At 64.9% G+C, this 16,910-nt stretch carries 14 protein-coding genes; 11 read left to right on the top strand and 3 right to left on the bottom strand.

Annotation, left to right across the window (positions count from 1 at the left end; genetic code table 11):
* The first annotated feature begins 25 nt into the window (after nucleotides 1-25).
* The gene (locus tag MCUHO_RS05435; protein WP_067074830.1) at nucleotides 26-874 is read left to right on the top strand and encodes a deoxyribonuclease IV; all 849 of its coding nucleotides are present in this window, start codon (nucleotides 26-28) and stop codon (nucleotides 872-874) included.
* Between the two features lie 312 nt (nucleotides 875-1,186).
* Nucleotides 1,187-3,631 carry a PKD domain-containing protein gene (locus tag MCUHO_RS05440; RefSeq protein ID WP_067074833.1) on the top strand — a complete coding sequence of 815 codons (2,445 nt, stop codon included), beginning with the start codon at nucleotides 1,187-1,189 and terminating at the stop codon, nucleotides 3,629-3,631.
* A 29-nt stretch (nucleotides 3,632-3,660) separates the two neighbouring features.
* Here MCUHO_RS05440 and MCUHO_RS05445 read toward each other — a convergent pair whose 3' ends face one another.
* Nucleotides 3,661-4,878 (bottom strand): hypothetical protein, encoded by a 1,218-nt coding sequence (locus MCUHO_RS05445; RefSeq protein ID WP_067074836.1) that lies wholly within the window; start codon nucleotides 4,876-4,878, stop codon nucleotides 3,661-3,663.
* 95 nt (nucleotides 4,879-4,973) lie between these two features.
* Here MCUHO_RS05445 and endA point away from each other — a divergent pair, with 95 nt between their 5' ends.
* Genes endA through pheT form a run of 4 tightly spaced genes read left to right on the top strand, consistent with a single transcriptional unit; the run spans nucleotide 4,974 to nucleotide 10,341 of the window.
* Entirely contained in the window at nucleotides 4,974-5,984 is a 1,011-nt protein-coding gene (endA, locus tag MCUHO_RS05450; RefSeq protein WP_067074839.1) for a tRNA-intron lyase, read from the top strand.
* A 10-nt stretch (nucleotides 5,985-5,994) separates the two neighbouring features.
* Entirely contained in the window at nucleotides 5,995-7,251 is a 1,257-nt protein-coding gene (locus MCUHO_RS05455; RefSeq protein WP_067074842.1) for a tryptophan--tRNA ligase, read from the top strand.
* Nucleotides 7,252-7,253: 2 nt separating this feature from the next.
* Nucleotides 7,254-8,699, top strand: coding sequence for a phenylalanine--tRNA ligase subunit alpha (pheS, locus tag MCUHO_RS05460; protein WP_067074846.1), 1,446 nt, complete (start codon nucleotides 7,254-7,256; stop codon nucleotides 8,697-8,699).
* Between the two features lies 1 nt (nucleotide 8,700).
* Nucleotides 8,701-10,341, top strand: coding sequence for a phenylalanine--tRNA ligase subunit beta (pheT, locus tag MCUHO_RS05465; protein WP_067074849.1), 1,641 nt, complete (start codon nucleotides 8,701-8,703; stop codon nucleotides 10,339-10,341).
* Here the strand turns inward: pheT and hisF are convergent.
* On the bottom strand, nucleotides 10,298-11,104 hold the full coding sequence (hisF, locus tag MCUHO_RS05470) for an imidazole glycerol phosphate synthase subunit HisF (RefSeq protein WP_067074853.1): 807 nt from the start codon (nucleotides 11,102-11,104) through the stop codon (nucleotides 10,298-10,300). The two genes, pheT and hisF, sit on opposite strands and share 44 nt — an antisense overlap.
* Before the next feature lie 507 nt (nucleotides 11,105-11,611).
* Between hisF and MCUHO_RS05475 the strand changes: the two genes are divergently transcribed.
* From MCUHO_RS05475 to MCUHO_RS05495, 5 genes are all read left to right on the top strand, one after another.
* Nucleotides 11,612-12,838 (top strand): adenosylhomocysteinase, encoded by a 1,227-nt coding sequence (locus MCUHO_RS05475; RefSeq protein ID WP_067074869.1) that lies wholly within the window; start codon nucleotides 11,612-11,614, stop codon nucleotides 12,836-12,838.
* A 295-nt stretch (nucleotides 12,839-13,133) separates the two neighbouring features.
* Nucleotides 13,134-13,961 carry a molybdate ABC transporter substrate-binding protein gene (modA, locus tag MCUHO_RS05480; protein WP_067074872.1) on the top strand — a complete coding sequence of 276 codons (828 nt, stop codon included), beginning with the start codon at nucleotides 13,134-13,136 and terminating at the stop codon, nucleotides 13,959-13,961.
* Entirely contained in the window at nucleotides 13,930-14,775 is an 846-nt protein-coding gene (locus tag MCUHO_RS05485; RefSeq protein ID WP_052291845.1) for an ABC transporter permease, read from the top strand. The genes modA and MCUHO_RS05485 overlap by 32 nt, the downstream gene beginning before the upstream one ends.
* Nucleotides 14,775-15,566: an ABC transporter ATP-binding protein gene (locus tag MCUHO_RS05490; RefSeq protein WP_067074876.1), complete on the top strand. Its 792-nt coding sequence runs from the start codon at nucleotides 14,775-14,777 to the stop codon at nucleotides 15,564-15,566. The genes MCUHO_RS05485 and MCUHO_RS05490 overlap by 1 nt, the downstream gene beginning before the upstream one ends.
* Before the next feature lie 5 nt (nucleotides 15,567-15,571).
* Complete coding sequence (locus MCUHO_RS05495) at nucleotides 15,572-16,027, top strand: hypothetical protein (RefSeq protein WP_153020010.1); 456 nt, start codon at nucleotides 15,572-15,574, stop codon at nucleotides 16,025-16,027.
* Nucleotides 16,028-16,030: 3 nt separating this feature from the next.
* On the opposite strand, the gene MCUHO_RS05500 is transcribed toward MCUHO_RS05495, so the two are convergent.
* Entirely contained in the window at nucleotides 16,031-16,888 is an 858-nt protein-coding gene (locus tag MCUHO_RS05500; RefSeq protein WP_067074883.1) for a DNA-3-methyladenine glycosylase family protein, read from the bottom strand.
* Nucleotides 16,889-16,910: the final 22 nt, after the last annotated feature.

Genomic DNA, 16,910 nt, shown 5'->3' on the forward strand with positions numbered 1-16,910 from the left:
CGATTTGCGGTCGAGAGGGTACGGTATGGTGCTGGTGGGATGCCACGTCTCCATCGCCGGCTCGATCGACCTTGCGGTCGGGCGGGCCCTTGGTGCAGGCTGCGATACGTTTCAGATCTTCTCAAGGAACCCCCGCGGCTGGAAGACAAAAGACCTCGGCCCCGAGGTGGCCGGGGCTTTCAGGGCGGCGGTGAGTGCGGCGGGGATCGGGCCGGTCGTCGACCACATGCCCTACCTCCCGAACCCGGCCTCGCCCGATGCCGAGATCTACGAAAAATCGGTCGCGTCGCTCGCCGGGGAACTCCGGCGGTGCGCTCTCCTCGGGATACCTTATCTCGTGACCCATCTCGGGCACCACCGCGGCGCCGGGATGGAAGCGGGGCAGGAGCGGGTCGTTGCCGCCGTCAACCGGGCGTTTGAAGACGCCGGGGATGCCGGCGTGACGCTCCTCCTCGAGAACACCGCCGGGGAGAAGAACAGCGTGGGGTCGGCCGTCGACGACCTCTCGCGAATCATGGACGGGATCGATGCGAAAGAGAGGGTCGGGATCTGTTTCGATACCTGCCATGCGTTCGCCGCCGGCTACGACCTCCGGACGGCCGAAGGGGTCGATGCGGTCATGGGAGAACTCGACGAGCGGATAGGTCTATCCCGTCTCCGGATCATCCATCTCAACGACTGCAAAGGGGATCTCGGGAGCGGGCTTGACCGCCACGAGCACATCGGGCTCGGTTCTATCGGGGAAGAAGGCTTCCGGCATATCCTCCGCCATCCGGCCGTCCGCGGCCTCCCTCTCATCTGCGAGACGCCGGTTGACGGGCGGCGGGACGATACCGGGAATATCGCGAAGGTCCGTGAACTTGCGGGAGCCTGAGCGCCCGGGGACGTTGCTCCGGCGAGATCGTGCTGCCGGGTATGCTCTGCCGGTGCCCGGGGCGGACTATATTTCACAATTTTTATAATAATCTGACATTCCCTCTCAGTCCGCCTGCATTTATGGTAAGATATTTATATTGGTGATTCTATTCTGCAGCGCGCGAACCCTTAGCCTGAGGAATCCCGGTGATTCTCCGGAATTTCACAGGATCTCCGTTTGTACGCCGCCGGGGGAGTTCCGTTTCCCCGGCGCGCGTACAGACACCATCGTATGGGACGAAGGGGGCGTTCTCATCGTGGTGATAGAAGAATGGCTGAATATAATGCGCTGATTGTAGCCTGTACCGTCATTGTTATCGGATTGCTGGCATCGCCTGCCCTGGCCGGTGAGAGCGCCCCGGGGGATATCGTTTCGGTCTGTATCGCTGGAGGATCGCAGGAGCACCCCGACATCGACGGAGATATGGTCGTCTGGGAAGACGGCAGGAACGGAGAGTCGATCTACTATTCGAGCGGCCGCGGCGGCGACGGCCAGAAGGTTGCGGGCGAGGGGACGGGGCAGAGATACCCGTCCGTCTCGGGGGATTACATCGTCTGGGAGGAGAACCGGAATATGAGCCCGGACATCAGCCTCTTCGATCTATCGACCGGCATGACGACGGCGCTCACCGACGACCCCGCCGACCAGTGGATGCCCGTCGTTCACGGGGAGCATGTGATCTGGTACGATGCCCGGGGCGGGAGCACGGATATCTGCCTCTATACTATCGAGACCGGCAGCGAGACCTTCCTCTCCTGCTCGCCGGTGACCGAATGGAAGCCCGCGCTCTCGGAGAGGTATGTCGTCTGGGAGGAGAGCACCGGGAATGGAGATATCTGGCTGTACGATATCTGGAACAGGGATAAGCAGCCGATTACGCAGGATAACTGGCGGCAGACCTACCCGTCGATATCGGGGAGCCGGATCGTCTGGGAGGACTACCGGAACGGGGCTCCCGACATCTACCTCTTCGATCTCGACAATCCTGCCGCCGGAGAGCAGAGGATCACCGACGATCCCGAATGGCAGGTCTCCCCCTCGATCGACGGAGACCTCATCGCCTGGGAGGACAAGCGGAGCGGGATCTGGAACGTTTACATCTGCGACCTCGCCGCAGGGAAGGATAGGCAGATGCCGATCATTCCTTCCGCGACCGAACAGCTCTACCCCGCCGTCAGCGGCGATCGGGTCGTCTGGCAGAACGGCCGCGGGGGAGGTTCGGACATCTACGCCTTCACCTACTTCGACGGAGCAGCCCCGGTGGCGGAGTTCTCGGCAGACCCGACCGAAGGAGGGGCGGCGCTCAACGTCTGGTTCATCGACCAGTCGGCCGGCGATCCGGACGCCTGGGAATGGGACTTCGGCGACGGGAACACCTCGACCTCGCAGTATTCGTGGCACTACTACGAGATCCCCGGGAACTACACCGTCTCGCTCACGGTGCATAACGCGTTCGGGTCCGACACCGTCACGAAGACCGATCTCATCCACGTAGATCCCCCGGAACCGCCGGTTATCCATTTCCGCGCGGAACCGTTGTCGGGGCCTGCGCCTCTTATGGTCTATTTTTACGGTGATTTACCGGACTACGCGACGGCCTGGCTCTGGGACTTCGGTGACGGCGAGACATCGCCACAACGGGACACGCGTCACCGCTATGATCGTCCCGGAGTCTATAACGTCTCCCTGACCTGTGACAACGCGGGAGCCAGCGCGACGCACACGGAGTACGGCTACATCACCGTCTATTCCGCAACTCCCACCCCAACCGTGACCCCGACGGTAACCCCGACCGTGACCCCAACCGTAACCCCGACCGTAACCCCGACCGTAACCCCGACCGTGACCCCGACCGTGACCCCGACCGTGACCCCGACCGTGACCCCGACCGTGACCCCGACTCCAACGGTTAACGTGACGCCGACCCAGACCCAGACGGCCACCCCGACACCGACACAGAAACCCGCGGGCGGCGGTGGCGGCGGAGGAGGGGGAGGAGGCGGTGGTGGTGGGGGTGGCGGCGGCTCCGCCCCGGTCAACTCCGGCTGGAGCACACCGAAGCCCACCCCCACGCCTACCCCCACCGTGACGGCGAAGCCCACTTCCCGTGAAGCCGACTCCGGCAGCCTCCACCTCGGGGAGACCGGCCTCGTCGACCAGGTCGCCAGGATCCGTTCGTCTGACGGGGTCGCGACCCTCACGATCGCGGAGGGTGTCCGGGCTGTCGATGCCGCCGGCAATCCGCTTCGTGCGGTGACCCTTGCGGCGATCGATGCGGCCGACGTGCCCGCGGCGCCCGGCGCGTACGTCTTTTCCGGGTACGCCTGCACCGCCGGGCCGGAGGGAGCGGCCTTCTCCCCGCCGGCGACGCTCTCGTTCGACTTCACAGAAGAGCAGTGGGACGCCGTCTACAACGGCAGCATGCAGGACGGGCTCATGGTGCAGCGATACAACCGGTCTGCCGGCACCTGGGAGGAGGTTCCGACAACCGTCCTCCCGGAGATTCGGAGCGTCACGGCCGAAGTCATGCACTTCAGCGCGTATGCGCTCTTTGCCGCGGCACCCGAGGACGGCGCGGCACAGGCGGTTGCCGCTGATACCGGCCGGGGATTCACGGCCCGTGAGATCCCGTATGCGCACCTCATCCCGGGCCTGCTTGCCCTCATCATCGCGGGGGCGGGGGCACTCCTCTACTTCCGGAAGGATGAGCCCTGAAACGGTTCAGAAAAAAGTGGTTGAGGGGGTTATCCTCTCCGTCTCCTTCCCGCGAGGAGGAGGAGGAGCGCCGCCCCGGCAGCCGCCGCACCGAATCCCGGTGCCGCCGTCGGGGCGGGGCTCACCGGTTCCGCGATGCCGGCCAGCCAGGCGGCACTGGTATCGGGGGAGAGGAACCGGATGCCCGCGAGGGTGTATCCGCCGGGAGCGCTGCTGGCCCCGTAGATTCCGGTGGCGGTGAACGCCGTGTCCCACAGGATCGTCCCGTCCGCATCCGTTCCGAAGACGAACCCTTCTCCGTTCCTTGCGTCCGTGCCTGCAACCACGTATCCGCCGGAGGGCCGTAACTCGACGGCGTATCCGGAGAGCCCCTCCATATTCCGGAGCCAGACCTCCTCTCCGTCTCCGTCGACGAGGCCGTACCAGTAGTTGCCCGAGTAGACGAACTGTCCGTCATCGGTCTCCTCGACATCGAAGATGATCGGGACCTGGTAGTTCTTCTGCCAGAGCGTGTTGCCGTCGGCATCCAGCCGGATGAGGAAGCCGTCCCCGATATCGTAGGTGAAGGGCGACTTCGTGCCCCCGATGACGTAGCCTCCGTCGGCGGTCACGCTCCCTGCGTTCGCGGAGAGCCCGGGGAACGTCCGGTTCCAGGCGGGCGTGCCGTCACCGTCGGTCTTTACGATGACCGCCGTCGTCTCGTTCTCCGATCCTGGCGGGTTCCAGAGCCACCCTATGGCGGCGTAGCCGCCGTCGGCGGTCTCCTCGACAGACGAGACCTTCATCCCGGGAATGGCCTGCCGCCACTCCTCCTCCCCGGCGGCACTGATCCTGATCAGGAACGAAGAACCCTGGTAGGTAGACTCCTGATCCGACCCTGACGAGGAGACGTTGAAGGCGCCGACGATGTAGCCCCCGTCAGCGGTTTCCGCAACGGCTGCTGGAGAAATTCCGGGAATGCTTGCATTCCATGCCTCGTTGCCCTCACCATCCGTCTTCACGAGCAGCAGGCTCTCGCTCACCCCGTACCTCTCCGCAAGGGTCGAGCCGAGGGCGATGAAGCCGCCGTCCGCGGTCGGCGCAACGGCGTCGAACTTGTTGTTGTTCTCCGGTGCGAACGTCACGTTCCAGGCGACCTCCGGTGAGGTCTCGCTCGCGGAGACGATCCCTGCCGGCAGCACCACCGCAATCAGCAGTGCCGCGAGGATCGCTCCCGGCTTCCAGAAGTCTCGGACATTTTCCGTCATGGAATCGATCACTGGTGCGGTTTTGCACGCAAAAAGCGTAGTGGTTCGCTCCCGACAATCCATTAATGAACGTGAACTTCCAATAACTCTAGCACGTGTTGGCGATATTCGACGGAACCTGGGTACGCCTCGGCGGTGAAGGGCGGGCGCTCTACGAGCAGGGCGGCTACGGGAGGCTCGAAGGAACCGGCCTCCGCCTCTCTCCCGAAGAGGCGCTCTACCTCATGGAGAGGAACAAGATCGACGTGAAGGACTTCGGTTTCGATGCCCTGCTCGGTCTCTTTGCCGGCCAGCCGAACTTCATCCGCAGGTATCTCGTATACCGTGACATCCGCGAGCGGGGATACGTGATCCAGCCCGGCCCGCAGGATTTCCGCGTCTTCCGCCGCGGCCACAAGCCCGGCGCGGGGAAGTCCCGGTACCTGATCCGGGTTCTCTCGGAGCGCGACATCGTCGATTTCGACCGGCTGAGCCAGGATGTGCTTGCCGCAGTCAACATGCGCAAGCAGTACCTCCTCGCGGTCGTCGACGACGAGGACGAACTGACCTACTACGAGGTGCGGGTGCAGGATCTCCCCGGGGTCGGGGAGCCTGCGGGATGCGCGACGCCGGTGGAGGCCACGCTCTTCGGGACCTACGCGCTCGCCCACCTGCCGCCGGGAACCCCGCTCGAGGAGGACTGGTACGGCAAGAGGCTCGATACCGAACGGCTGCTCCTGCGTCCGGTCGAGTCGATCTACCTCATGCGCAGACGCTGCCTCTCGATCGTGCAGGATGGAAAACGGATGACCGCAGAGCAGTTCCTCGATGCGGCGTCGGGGAAGGATGTCGAGATCCGCGAGAAAGAGCGGGTCTTCTCCGATCTGCGGGAGAAAGGTTACATCCCCCGAACGGGCTACAAGTTCGGCCACCACTTCCGTGTCTACTCGGGAAAGAAGAGCCATTCCGAGATGCTCGTTCATGCTGTTCCGTCCGGGACATCCACGCCGATGAGCGGCGTCTCCCGCTCGGTCAGGCTTGCTCACAGCGTCAAAAAGAAGATGTTGTTTGGCTGCATATATAACAGCGATATCAGATACGTCGAATTCGCCCGAATAAAACTGTGAGCGTCAGTACATGCATTCAGAAGTGAACCCGTGGTCGAATAGCCAGACCGTTGATGTGGATCGACTCTTTGCCGAGTTCGGCATCGAGCCGGTCAGTGAGGTCGCACGAAGGCTTCCCGAAGTACCGTCGTTTATGCGCAGGGGTATCGTCGTCGGGCACCGGGACTACAGCCTGGTGGCCGATGCAATCCGGAACCGCACCCCGTTTCACGTGCTGACCGGGTTCATGCCCTCGGGTCTCCCGCACCTCGGGCACCTGATGGTCATGAAAGAGGTCGTCTGGCACGTCCGGCAGGGCGGGAACGGCTACGTCGCCATCGCCGACCGGGAAGCGCACGCTGTCCGCGGCATCTCGTGGGAGAAGTGCCGCGAGTACGGGAAGGAGTACCTCAAAGCCCTCTATGCGCTGGGATTCGAGGGTAAGACCTACTACCAGAGCAGGAACGACCGCTTGAAAGACCTCGCGTTCGAGGCGTCCACGAAGGTGAACTTCTCGGAGCTCGCTGCGATCTATGGGTTCGGGCCGGAGACATCGCTCTCCCACGCCGTGAGCGTCATCACCCAGGTCGCCGACATCCTCTTCCCGCAGCTCGATGCCGGCCCTGCGCCGACGATCGTCCCGGTCGGCCTCGACCAGGACCCGCACATCCGGCTCACCCGGGACGTGGCCTACAAACTCAGGCAGTTCACGGTCGAGGATCGCGGCGACCATATCAGCGTCCGGTCGAAGAACGCTCCCGAGGAGGCTATCGAGGCGGTGCACCGCGCCTTCCCCGGCTCGAAGAAGTACGCGGGCCACGTCGATGTCAAGGGCCTTCCGAAGGCCCGGGTGGAGGACGCCGTCCGCGAGATCGAGATCGCTCACGGCGGGTTCGGGTTCTACCTCCCCTCGTCGACCTACCACATCTTCATGCCCGGGCTCCAGGGCGGGAAGATGTCGAGCAGCGTGCCCGAGAGTTCGTTCGGGTTCTACGAGTCCGACAAATCGATCAAGAAGAAGGTCATGGCGGCGATGACCGGCGGGCGGATGACGCTCGAGGAGCAGAAGCGTCTCGGGGGCGAGCCGGACGCCTGCTCGGTCTATCTCCTGAATCTCTTCCACATGCTCGAGGACGACGTGGAACTCGCCGACCTGCGCCGCCGGTGCGAGAGCGGCGAACTCACCTGCGGGCAGTGCAAAAAGGAGACGCTGGAGCGCGTGAATGCGTTTCTTTCGGAGTTGCGGGATAAGATGGATGCGGTCGAGCATCTTGCAGAGGAGGTGTGACGGTGGAACTGACGCTGAACGAGAAGAGGCTCCTGGTTGCCCTGGGGCCGATGGGATCGGCCGACGCGGCCGTCCTTGCGGAGAAGATGGATACCCGCCGGGAAGCGGTGGTGCAGTACGCGAACCTCGCCGGTGATCGGGGGCTCGTCGACGTGGAGAAGCATGTCGCCCGGCGGTATGTCCCGACGGAGGAGGGCCGGGCCTACATGGGAAAGGGCCTCCCCGAGCGGCAGGTGCTCGATAGTTTCGAGGAGACGATCCCGATGCGCGATCTCCAGAGCCACCCGCTTGCGAAGATCGCCATCGGCTGGATGCGCAAGAAGGGCTGGATTGCGATCACGGGCGGGGTTGTGCAGAAGACCGGCAAGACCGCTCCGGGCCCCGACGAAGCCGCGTTTGCCCGGCTCGCCGAAAAGGGCGAGATCGCCGACGGCGAGGGGGTTGCCGATCTCGCGAAGCGCGGGCTCGTCGAGGAGGAGGAGACCGTCGCCTACACCGTCTCGATGACGACCCGCGGCCGCGAACTCCTGAGCCAGGGCCTCGACCTCCGGGAAGAGGTGGGGACGCTCACCCGCGAGCAGATCCTCTCCGGCGAGTGGAAGACTCTCCCTCTCCGGCGCTACGACGTCACGAAACTCCCGAAACGTGCCTATCCGGGAAAGGTTCATCCCTACCAGCGCATCATCGACGAGATGCGCGGCATCCTCTTCGATATGGGGTTCGAGGAGATGTCGGGCGGGATCGTCCAGAGTTCGTTCTGGAACTTCGACGCCCTCTTCCAGCCGCAGGACCACCCGGCGCGGGAGATGCAGGACACCTTCTTCCTCGGCGAGCGCCGGCCGCTCCCGGCGGGATACGAGCGCGTCCGCGACATGCACGAGCACGGCGGCGGAACCTCGTCGACCGGGTGGGGAGGCACCTGGAGCGCCGAGAAGGCGGAGCAGTGCGTGCTCCGGACACACACGACGAGCCTCTCGATCCAGCACCTCGCAGCGCACCCGAAGCCGCCGGTCAGGGCGTTCTGCATCGGCCGGGTCTACCGGCGGGAGGCGATCGATCCCACCCACCTCGCGGAGTTCGAACAGCTCGAGGGGATCGTGATGGACGAAGACGTCAACCTGCGCCACCTCCTTGGGTTCTTGAAGGAGTTCTACGCCAAGATGGGCTTTGAGAAGGTCCGGTTCCGGCCCGGCTACTTCCCCTACACCGAGCCCTCCGTGGAGCCGGAGGTCTACGTCGACGGGCTCGGCTGGGTGGAGCTCGGTGGGTCGGGCATCTTCCGCCAGGAGGTGACCGAGCCCTTTGGAATCGAGCACCCGGTGCTCGCGTGGGGTCTCGGGATCAGCCGGGTGGCGATGCTCCGGCTCGGGCTGCGGGATCTCCGGCAGCTCTACCGGAGCGACGTCGAGTGGGTCCGGGATACGCCCACCTACGGCGGGAGGCGGTAATATGGCAATCATCACGCTACCCTACCGGTACCTGGAACGGCTGGCCGGCACCGACCGGCAGACGATCATCGACCGCGTTCCGATGATCGGGGCCGACATCGAGCGGATCGAGGAAGACCACGTGGACGTCGAGTTCTTCCCGAACCGCCCCGACCTCTACTCGCCCGAGGGTGTCGCCCGGGCGATGCGCGGGTTCCTCGGAATCGAGGAAGGGCTTCCGAACTACACCGTCCGCCCCTCCGGGATCACCTTCTCGGTCGACCCGAACCTTGCCGATATCCGGCCGTTCCTCGGCTCGGCCGTGATCCGGAACGTCAACCTCGACGAGGAGGGGATCGAGAGCCTGATGGCCCTCCAGGAAGCCCTCCACTGGGCGGTCGGGCGCGGGCGGGGCAAGGTGGCGATCGGCGTCCACGACCTCGATGCAGTCACGCCGCCGTTCCGCTACGTCGCCTCCCCCCGGAACCGCTCCTTCGTCCCGCTGGACTTCGAGCGGGAGATGACGATGGACGAGATGCTCGCCGACCACCCGAAGGGCCGGGACTACGCCCACCTGGTGGAGAACTTCGATAAGTTCCCGCTGATCGTCGATGCCGAGAACCGGGTGCTCTCCTTCCCGCCGATCATCAACGGCGAGCTGACGCGGGTCACGGCGGCGACGAAGAACATCCTGCTCGACTGCACCGGAACCGATAGAAAAGCGGTGATGACGGCGGTGAACATCATCTGCACGGCGCTCGCCGAGGCCGGGGCGACGGTCGAGACCGTCACCGTCGAGGGAGAGGAGATGCCGACGCTTGCGCCGGTAGAGCGGGTCGTCTCGGTCGGGGAGTGCTCCCGCCTCCTCGGCCTCTCCCTCACACCGGAGGAGATGTCGCGGCTTCTCCGGCGGATGCGCTTTGACGCCGAACCCGACGGCGCTTCAAGGGTTCGGATCCTCGTCCCCTGCTACCGCTCGGACATCCTCCACGACTGGGATATCTTCGAGGACGTGGCGATCGCCTACGGCATCGAGAACTTCGATGCCGCCCTCCCGGCGACCTCCACGGTCGCACAGGAGCACCCGATCAGTGCCATCACGGGAGCGGTCCGGTCGGTGATGACCGGTCTTGGGTACCTCGAGGCGATCCCGTTCACCCTGACAAACGAGCGGGTGCTGTATACGAACATGCAGCGGGAGCCCGCGCCCGGAACGCTCCGGCTGCTCCACCCGATCAGCGAGGAGCAGACGGTGGTCAGAACCGATCTCCTCCCCCTGCTGATGGAGATGCTCCAGGCAAACAAGCACCGCGAACTCCCGCAGAGGCTCTTTACGGTGGGCGATGTGGTCGCGGACTGCGTCACCTCCCAGATGGCCGCGGCGGTGAGCATCCATCCGGCGGCCGACTTCTCGGAGGCCTACGCGGCGGCGGACGTCCTCTGCCGGGAACTCTCGCTCACCTACACGGTCGCCGAGTCGGCCGACCCGGCGTTCCTCGACGGCCGCCGCGGGGATATCGTCGTCGACGGAAAAATAGTCGGGGTCTTCGGAGAGATCCACCCCGCCGTTCTCGGGGCGTTCGACCTCGAGCACCCGGTCGCGGCGCTCGCGCTCGATCTCAGAGCCGTACCGGGATACCCCGCCCTGCCAGATACTCCTTGACCTGGCGGACGGTGAACTCGCCGTAGTGGAAGACGCTTGCCGCGAGGCAGGCGTCGGCCTTTCCTTCCGTGAATCCGTCGTAGAAGTGGTCGAGCGTCCCCACGCCGCCGCTCGCGACCACCGGGATGCCGACCGTCTCCGAGACTGCTCTCGTGATCGGGATATCGAACCCTTCCTTCGTCCCGTCGGTCTCCATGCTGGTGAGCAGGATCTCGCCCGCCCCGCGCTCCTCCGCCTCTCTCACCCAGGCGACGGCGTCAAGCCCCGTGCCCCGGCTCCCGCCGTGGGTCACGACCTCGTACCAGCACACCTGGCCGCCGGGGAGGGTTATCGGCGTCTTTCCCGGTGCCGTCTCGTAGTTGCGCCGGACGTCGACGGCGACGACGATGCACTGGGTGCCGAACCGCTCTGCGCCCTGCGAGATCAGGTTCGGGTCGGCGACGGCGCTCGAGTTGATGCTCACCTTGTCCGCGCCCGCCCGGAGGATCTGCTTCATATCCTCGATCGTCCGGATGCCGCCGCCGATGGTGAGCGGGAGAAAGAGCTGGTCGGCCGCCCGCTGCACGACGTCGATGATGGTGCCCCGGTCTTCCCTGGTGGCGGTGATGTCGAGGAAGACCACCTCGTCCGCGCCCTGCTCGTTGTAGCGCTGGGCGAGTTCCACGGGATCGCCCGCATCGCGCAGGCCGACGAAGTGCGTGCCCTTGACCACCCGCCCGTCCTTGAGGTCCAGGCAGGGGATGATCCGCTTGGTCAAAACCATGCGTAGTGGTTTTGAGGCGGAGATGATGAGGGTTTGGTATGTGCGACTGGCCGAAGGTGCGATGTTCCTCTGGAACAGAGCTGGAGCACCGGTAGGAACGACGTTCCATGGGAACGGAGTTCGAGCACCGGAGGTGCGAGGTGCGGGGGCAGGAGCAGGAGAAAACGCGTAGCGTTTTCGACTTGCGAAGTTTCGTTGGAACCGGAGCACGAACACAGGAGGAGCGGGTTGGAGACAGGGGAGGGGGGATGCTCCCCCCTCCCCGTCAGCCCCTCCCCCAATGGCGATATCCGGTGGAGATCCGTTTCCGCTTTTTGCGACAGGATAATGGCTGAACGCTTTGGGGATGCTCCTGAAGGGTATCCGTCAATAGCGGTTGCACATACACGCGGGCGAACCCGATCCCCTGGAGCCCGTGCTGCTCCCCTACTTTTAAGTACTCACGAAAGACACCTTTACAGGCAAACCGGAGAATATCCGGGCGGGATAACCGGTCTGGTGGTTTTTATGGAGTCTGGAGACCTAAAAATTGCGTGGGCGCGGCAGTACATGCCGGTGCTCTCGTCCATTCGGAAGCGTTTTGTCGAGGAGAAGCCGTTCTCCGGCATGACTATCGGCATGGCCCTGCACGTCGAGGCGAAGACCGCGGTGCTGGTCGAGACGCTCGCAGCAGGTGGCGCCGAGGTATACATCACGGGGTGCAACCCCCTCTCGACCCAGGACGACGTCTCGATGGCGCTCGATACCCGGGAACGGATTCACTCCTACGCCCGCCGGGGCGCCAACGTCGAGGAGTACTATGCGGCCATCGACCGGGTGCTCGACGCCCGCCCCGCGATCACCATCGACGACGGGATGGACCTGATCCACCGCATCCACACCGAGCGGCGGGAGGTGCTTGACTCGATCATCGGCGGGTGCGAGGAGACCACGACCGGCATCCACCGGCTCCGCGCGATGGCGCAGGACGGGGCGCTCAGGTTCCCGGTCGTCGCCGTCAACGACACCCCGATGAAGCACTTCTTCGACAACGTCCACGGCACCGGCGAGAGTTCGCTCGCGTCGATCATGATCACCACAAACATCCTCATCGCCGGAAAGCGGTTCGTCGTCGCCGGCTACGGCTACTGCGGCCGGGGGCTCGCGCAGAAGGCCCGGAGCCTCGGCGCCCGCGTCATCGTGACCGAAGTCGACCCCCGGCGTGCGCTCCAGGCGCACATGGACGGGTTCGACGTCATGACGATGGACGAGGCGGCAGCGCTCGGCGATATCTTCGTCACCACCACCGGCAACACCAGCATCCTCACCGAACAGCACTTCAAGAGCCTGAAGGACGGGGCGATCCTCGCGAACGCCGGCCACTTCAACGTCGAGATCGACGTCGACTGGCTCGCGTCGCACGCTGACTCCACCGTCCACCGGGACGGCATCGACACCTACGTGCTCGGCGGGAAGGCCGTCCACGTCCTTGCCGAAGGAAGGCTCGTGAACCTCGCGACGCCGAAGGGCATGGGCCACCCCGTCGAGGTCATGGACCTGAGTTTTGCCGTCCAGGCGCTCTCCGCCGAGTTCATCGCGAAGCACGGCCGCGAACTCGCTCCCGGCGTGCACGACGTCCCGTCCGCAATCGACGAGGCCGTGGCACGGCTGAAACTCGACGCGCTCGGCCTCTCGATCGACCGGCTGACGGCCGAGCAGGAGACCTACATGAGCAGCTGGACGATTGGGACGTAAAACACTCTTCTTTTTTTCACCGTAACTACTCGTGCAAGGTCCGGAACCTGCTCGCCGCCAGGTTTCTCCATCGCGATTCATGCCGCACTCCGGCCATCTCTACCGGTGGCTGATCGTTCGACCCGTGGCCGCCGTTCGGCACGATGACCCTGCCCCAAATTCCTGCATCCCCTGCTCCGGCAGCACAACATGTTTTTATACTCGCCAGGCACGTAAACCAAATTTCCTTTATTTGGGCGCCAAATCAGCTAAATTAAATATACCGTGCCGCAATCCTCTATAGCAAGGTGTCATTATGAAAGCATCAACCCCGGCAACCCTTGTTGCCCTGACCCTCATGATCATCGCCGGCCTCCTGGTTGCAGGATGCACGACCGCTCAGCAGGCGCCCGAGCAGACCACCCTGACCGTCTTTACGGCCGCATCGCTCACGGGGGCCTTCACGGATATCGGCAAAGCCTACGAGGCAGAGAACGGAAACGTCAGGATCGATCTGGTCTTCGACGGATCGCAGGCCCTCCGCACCCAGATTGAGCAGGGAGCGAACCCCGATATCTTCGTCTCCGCGAGCACGAAGCACATGAAGGCCCTCCAGGACGGCGGGTTCATGGATGACGGTACCGTGGCGCCGTTCCTCGGGAACAGCATGGCCCTGATCGTCCCGGCCGACAACCTGGCAAATGTCACCGGTCTGGCCGACCTGGCTGAACCGGGGACAAAGATCGTCATCGGCACCAAAGACGTCCCCTTCGGCGACTACACCCGGCAGGTGCTCGATAAGATGGCCGCCGACCCCGCATACGGCCCGGCTTACCGGGACGCCGTGATGGAGAACGTCATCTCCGAGGAGACGGCGGTGAGCTCCGTGGTGCCCAAACTGACGCTCGGCGAGGCGGACGCGGCGTTCGTCTACAAGTCCGACGTCTCGAAGGACGACCTCGAGAAGGTGACGCGGATCGAGGTTCCGGCGGAGTACAACGTCATGGCCACGTACCCGCTCGGCATCCTTGCGGAGTCGCCGCACAGGGCCGAAGCGGAGTCCTTCATAGCGTTCGTCCGGGGCCCGGACGGCAGCGCCATCCTGACCGAGTATGGATTCGACCCCATTCCGGCAGAGTCCTGAGGTGACCCGGCCCGAAGGTGGCCTGGCGCGAGTCTCGAGGGCGGGTCTTGCCCTCCTCGTCGCCGCCCTCGTCGCCCTCTTCCTCCTCTTCGTCACGCTGCCGGTCGCCTCGCTCTTCCTGCGCATATCGCCTGAGGCGTTCCTCCGGTCGCTCGCCGAACCGGTGGTGCTCGACGCGCTCTCCCTCTCGCTAGCCACCGCGACGGTGAGCACGGCGATCGTCGTCGTCTTCGGGACGCCGCTTGCCCTGGTGAATGCCCGGCACGACTACCCGGGGAGGGCGATCGTCGATACGCTCACCGATCTCCCCATCGTCCTGCCGCCGGCGGTGGCGGGCATCGCACTCCTCATGGCGTTCGGCCGCCGGGGCGTGGTCGGGCAGTACCTCGACCAATTCGGTATCAGCATCGCCTTCACCACGGTCGCGGTGATCCTCGCGCAGGTCTTCGTGGCCTCGCCGTTCTACATCCGGCAGGCGAGGGCGAGTTTCGAGGCGGTCGACCGCATCTACGAGGATGCGGCCCGGACGCTCGGGGCATCCCCCATGAAGGTCGCCCTCCGGGTCACCATCCCGCTTGCTTGGGGCGGGCTCATCTCGGGTGCGATACTCTCGTTCGCCCGGGCGCTCGGGGAGTTCGGCGCCACGATCATGTTTGCCGGAAACTTCCAGGGACGAACCCAGACGATGCCGCTTGCCATCTACACGACGATGCAGGGCGACCTCGATGCCGCGATCAGCCTCGCGATCGTCCTCGTCGTGATATCGTTTGCGGTGATCGCCGCGGTGAAGATCATGACCCGGCGGAGGCTCTGATGCTCTCGTTCTCTGCCGTCCGGCAACTCCGCGACTTCACTCTCGACGTCACGCTCTCGGTCGGGTGCGGGGAGACCCTCGTCCTCGTCGGCGAGAACGGGGCGGGCAAGTCCACGGTGCTGAACCTGATCTCCGGCATCCTCACCCCTGACCGTGGGGAGATCGTCCTCGGGGAGAGGAGGCTCTACTCAGGCGAGGAGGGGATCGACGTCCCCGCCGAGAGCCGGAAGGTCGGCCACCTCTTCCAGTCTTACGCCCTCTTCCCGCATATGACCGTCTTTGAGAACGTGGCGTTCGGCCTCCGCTGCCGGAAGGTCTCGCGGCCGGAGATCGCGTTCTCCGTGACGAACCAGCTCCGCGCGATGAACCTCGCCGATCTTGCGGACGTCAACGTCGGCAGGCTCTCGGGCGGGCAGCGGCAGCGGGTGGCCCTCGCCCGGGCGCTGGTGCTCGACCCGGACATCCTCCTCCTCGACGAACCGCTCGCCGCCGTCGATATGCGGGCGCAGGCTGCGATGCGAATGGAACTCCGCGACCGGATACGGAGCGCCGGCATCCCCTGCATCGTCGTCACCCACAACCTCCGCGACGCCCTCGAACTCGCCGATCGCCTCTGCCTCCTCGAAGAAGGGAACGTGGTGGCCGAGGGTGCGCCGGAGGAGGTGCTCGGCATGCAGGATAACGGGTTCATCGCGAGTTTTGCCGGGTCGGAACCCCACAACGGCTTTATGCCCCGGGCGTCTATCACTGGTCATAGCCGGAGGCTGCCGGACTCCCGGCCCCTCGGATGACGACCATGAAGAAGCAGGGATATGTTCTCCTCCTCGCACTGCTCGCGGCGATCTCTCTCGTGCCGGGTTCGGCCGCGGGCGGGGAGATCCCCATCAACTACTCGTTCAACGAGTCGCACGCGGAGATATACCAGCAGATGCTTGAGCAGAACGCCTCCGTCGGCGAGTATTATGAGCAGGTCTGCCCCGAGTTCCTGGAGAGCATGCCCCCGGAGACGAGGGCGCATCTCTACAACACGACGATGGCGCGGCAACGGCCTCCTGGTGCCGACGGGGAATTTGTGCCGCCCCTGATAATGGGAAAAGTCGCCATCGCCACCGCCTCGCCCGTGACCTCGGTGTGCGGGGTACCCATCCCGATTGTGGGTATCGCCATCCTCGGCCTCGCTGGTATCATCATCCTTGCCCTGCTCGCAGCGGTCGCTCTCATCCTGGAGCGGATCCGTAACCGGAACGAGTGAGTTTCACTGCGCCCGGCGCGCCGGGCCGCGTGCGCAGTAGAGATACTCCTGCGCGTATCCGGCATACTCCCCGAAGTAGTCCCGGCTAAATCTCCGGATCCGCTCGTACTCCGCCGGGGTGCAGTTTTTGCCGCCAAGATCGGGGAGATACGTCTCCCCCACGATCCGGCGTATCCAGACATCGACCGGGAACGCCTCGAAGAATCCGAACGCAAAGAGGAGCACGCAGTCCGCCGCCTTCGGTCCGACGCCCTTTAACTGCATCAGCGCCTGCCGCGCCTCCTCGAACGGAAGGGCGGCGATCCGCTCCGCCCAGTCCGGGTGCTCCGCCGCATATCCGGCAGCCTCGCGAACGTAGTCCGTCCGGTAGCCGAGTTTGCAGTCCCATAAGTCCCCGTGCGGAACCCCGGCGAGCACCTCCGGCTCCGGGAACGCGTATGCCCTGCCGGAGGGTTCGTCTATCGGTCTCCCGTAGCGTTCCGCCATCAGGGCGACCCGCCGCTTCACCGCCGGGATGTTCGTGTTCGTGGCGCAGAGATACGAGGCCAGGCACTCCCACGGAGATTGTCTGACCAGGCGGAGCCCCCTGCACTCCCGGACGGCGGCGCCGATAGCCGGGTCGCGGTCGATCGACGAGAGGATCCCGGGAAGGTCCTGGTCGAGCCGGAAGTAGTCGCGGACGAACCCTGCATCCGCCCCGGTAAATGTGAGCCGGTTTGTATCCTGCCGTATCCTGACGGCCCGGCCGCCGGCGACGCCCTGCCACCACCCGTCCGCCTGCTCCCAGCGGAACGCCTGCCCGCAGGAGAGCGTCAGGTCGAGGTCGAACGGCTGGTCGGGCCGGAGTTGTATCGTCGTCATGGCCGGCGGCGCCGCCGGGTAA

This window comes from Methanoculleus horonobensis, assembly GCF_001602375.1.
Taxonomy (GTDB): domain Archaea; phylum Halobacteriota; class Methanomicrobia; order Methanomicrobiales; family Methanoculleaceae; genus Methanoculleus; species Methanoculleus horonobensis.

Bases quoted from the DNA above. Each gene is read 5' to 3' on its own strand.
- MCUHO_RS05435 (WP_067074830.1), top strand. From the start codon at position 26: ATGGTGCTGGTGGGATGCCACGTCTCCATCGCCGGCTCGATCGACCTT.
- MCUHO_RS05440 (WP_067074833.1), top strand. From the start codon at position 1,187: ATGGCTGAATATAATGCGCTGATTGTAGCCTGTACCGTCATTGTTATC.
- MCUHO_RS05445 (WP_067074836.1), bottom strand. From the start codon at position 4,878: ATGACGGAAAATGTCCGAGACTTCTGGAAGCCGGGAGCGATCCTCGCG.
- MCUHO_RS05455 (WP_067074842.1), top strand. From the start codon at position 5,995: ATGCATTCAGAAGTGAACCCGTGGTCGAATAGCCAGACCGTTGATGTG.
- pheT (WP_067074849.1), top strand. From the start codon at position 8,701: ATGGCAATCATCACGCTACCCTACCGGTACCTGGAACGGCTGGCCGGC.
- hisF (WP_067074853.1), bottom strand. From the start codon at position 11,104: ATGGTTTTGACCAAGCGGATCATCCCCTGCCTGGACCTCAAGGACGGG.
- MCUHO_RS05475 (WP_067074869.1), top strand. From the start codon at position 11,612: ATGGAGTCTGGAGACCTAAAAATTGCGTGGGCGCGGCAGTACATGCCG.
- modA (WP_067074872.1), top strand. From the start codon at position 13,134: ATGAAAGCATCAACCCCGGCAACCCTTGTTGCCCTGACCCTCATGATC.
- MCUHO_RS05485 (WP_052291845.1), top strand. From the start codon at position 13,930: ATGGATTCGACCCCATTCCGGCAGAGTCCTGAGGTGACCCGGCCCGAA.
- MCUHO_RS05490 (WP_067074876.1), top strand. From the start codon at position 14,775: ATGCTCTCGTTCTCTGCCGTCCGGCAACTCCGCGACTTCACTCTCGAC.
- MCUHO_RS05495 (WP_153020010.1), top strand. From the start codon at position 15,572: ATGAAGAAGCAGGGATATGTTCTCCTCCTCGCACTGCTCGCGGCGATC.
- MCUHO_RS05500 (WP_067074883.1), bottom strand. From the start codon at position 16,888: ATGACGACGATACAACTCCGGCCCGACCAGCCGTTCGACCTCGACCTG.